Source organism: Vibrio sp. 05-20-BW147 (genome assembly GCF_013369385.1).
GTDB lineage: Bacteria > Pseudomonadota > Gammaproteobacteria > Enterobacterales > Vibrionaceae > Vibrio > Vibrio floridensis.
This window is the reverse complement of the sequence record NZ_SZTO01000063.1, coordinates 1-1,907: the sequence shown is the minus strand read 5'-3', so window position 1 is coordinate 1,907 and position 1,907 is coordinate 1. Positions and strand designations below refer to the sequence as shown.

The following is a 1,907-nucleotide window of genomic DNA, read 5'->3' as shown; positions in this document are numbered from 1 at the left end:
GGGATTCATGCCGCGTGGCATTTTTAGTATGCGGTTAGTTTTAGTGGTGAAAGTGGTCTGCGGGAAGTTGGTTTGTGCGGCATTCACCCCTTAACGCAGCGTTAGGTGATATGCGAAAGTTCAGGCTAAAGCTTCCTATATTTTTTTTACTTTCACTACCCGTGATGTTTTGTGTGGGGTGGGTGTATGAAGCGCATCAAAGCAATTTATCTATTGTTAGTGTTTTCAATCGGTACCTGCAAGATACTGGCTTAATGATATTATTAGGCCAACTTTCTTTAGCTAACTTTGTTGCGTGTTTTACTGTAGTAAACTCTGCTATTGAGTTTGATAAGCAAAACCAATATGTCCAAAGGTTGTACTTTATTTTTGTTTTTTTTGTTAGTTTTATCGTTGTGAGTCTTTTAAGTTGCCTAGTTACATTTGGTAATGTGTGTAATCTCACCTAACAAAGCGTTAAAGCGGGATTTATGCCGCGTGGCATTTCTGGTTTACTGTGAGTTTTGGTGGTGAAGGTGGTCTGCTGAAGGTTGGTTTAGGCGGCATTCACCCCTTAACGCGGCGTTAGCTGTAAAGAGTATTTAGGAGAAAAAATGTCTTCAACATCAATGTTTAAATTTGTATTAATTTCAGGCTTACTTTTTTCAATAGCAGGCTTCGTCGCATCGTTTAGCCTATCAGAGACCTTGCCACTGATATTGCAAGATTACTTATCTCAAGCGCAATATGAGGAAACATCTCCGGCTCAGGCAGTGCTAAGCATGTTGCTCCTTGCATACGTATTATTTTATCCAATACTGGCTGCAGGTTTGTGGTTTTTTAAGTCTTGGGCGAGAAAGTTCTATGTAGTTACTTCGATTGGTTTTGTTCCATTTTTACCTATATTAGGACCTATTGTTATGTCTGGATGGGAGTATATGATTTACAGTACATCACTTACTCTCCACGGTATTTTATTGGCGATGATGTTTACAGGGGATGTGAGCAAGAATTTTGGCCAAACGAAAGCACTAGTAAAAGAATAAGAAAAAAGCAACTTAGGTAAAAAACAGCTAACAAAGCGTTAAAGAGGGACTTGGCACGCGTGGCATTTTCAATTTGCGTTGGGTTTAGTGGTTAAGGCGTAATGCGGTCACTTTTGTAGTGCGTGCCTGCGCCCCTTAACGCGGCGTTAGTGCGCTACATCTGCTCAAGGAGATATATTAGTGCCAAGTCATGAAGATATTCACATTTCCTATTTGGAAAAAAATCAATCGATATTAAACTCTTCGGCTATCAATGCCGCAATGAATGCTTATAAGCTTTTAGAAAAAACTTCAATATATGGAAAGATAGCCGCTCTGAAGTTGCAGAATGAGAAATTGAAAGAACAGACAAAAACAGGGGGGTTATCTATAAGTGAGCTAGAGAAACGCGCAGGTGAGACGTTTGAAACGATGGAGCTGATGAAGTCTTGCTACAATGGAATTGCCGATGACTTGCTTCTATTTGCTTCATTTGAGCATGTAATGTGCTCTAAGTTGTTGAAAGATGGGTATGTCATTCATCGCTATGATAACAAAAAGAAAAAAGTATCTGACCTTGATGTTGCTGAACAAAAGGTATCTGTAGAAAGTTTAAAAGATACGGCCACTTTACAATGTTTTAAAAGTGTAACAATAAACGGAAGTATTCTTCTTAAACCAGACTATATTTCTTTATTATCACCGGATGGTTTGGCTCTCAACGGACTAGAGGCATTAAAAGATAGAAGAAATAGATCGCACTTTGACTCACGCATCTATTCGTTTAGCGGACATTCAGATGAATTCTTTGCCTGTATTGAGCTAATCATAAAAACAGTTGAAGATGAATTTCGCCAGTATTGGCCAGAACGGTAAAAAGCGCACTAACAAGCAATTTAAGAG

Annotated in this window: 3 protein-coding genes and 1 pseudogene; all 4 read left to right on the top strand. The window is 39.0% G+C overall.

Going from position 1 to position 1,907, the window contains the following annotated elements; genetic code table 11:
- Positions 1 to 105, top strand: a pseudogene (locus FC652_RS19855) (DUF3265 domain-containing protein); the annotation flags it as partial.
- 361 nt (positions 106 to 466) lie between these two features.
- Positions 467 to 568 carry a DUF3265 domain-containing protein gene (locus FC652_RS19850; protein WP_176299876.1) on the top strand — a complete coding sequence of 34 codons (102 nt, stop codon included), beginning with the start codon at positions 467 to 469 and terminating at the stop codon, positions 566 to 568.
- A gap of 25 nt (positions 569 to 593) precedes the next feature.
- The gene (locus tag FC652_RS19845) at positions 594 to 1,025 is read left to right on the top strand and encodes a hypothetical protein (RefSeq protein WP_176299875.1); all 432 of its coding nucleotides are present in this window, start codon (positions 594 to 596) and stop codon (positions 1,023 to 1,025) included.
- Positions 1,026 to 1,205: 180 nt separating this feature from the next.
- Positions 1,206 to 1,880: a hypothetical protein gene (locus tag FC652_RS19840; RefSeq protein WP_176299874.1), complete on the top strand. Its 675-nt coding sequence runs from the start codon at positions 1,206 to 1,208 to the stop codon at positions 1,878 to 1,880.
- Positions 1,881 to 1,907 lie beyond the last annotated feature (27 nt).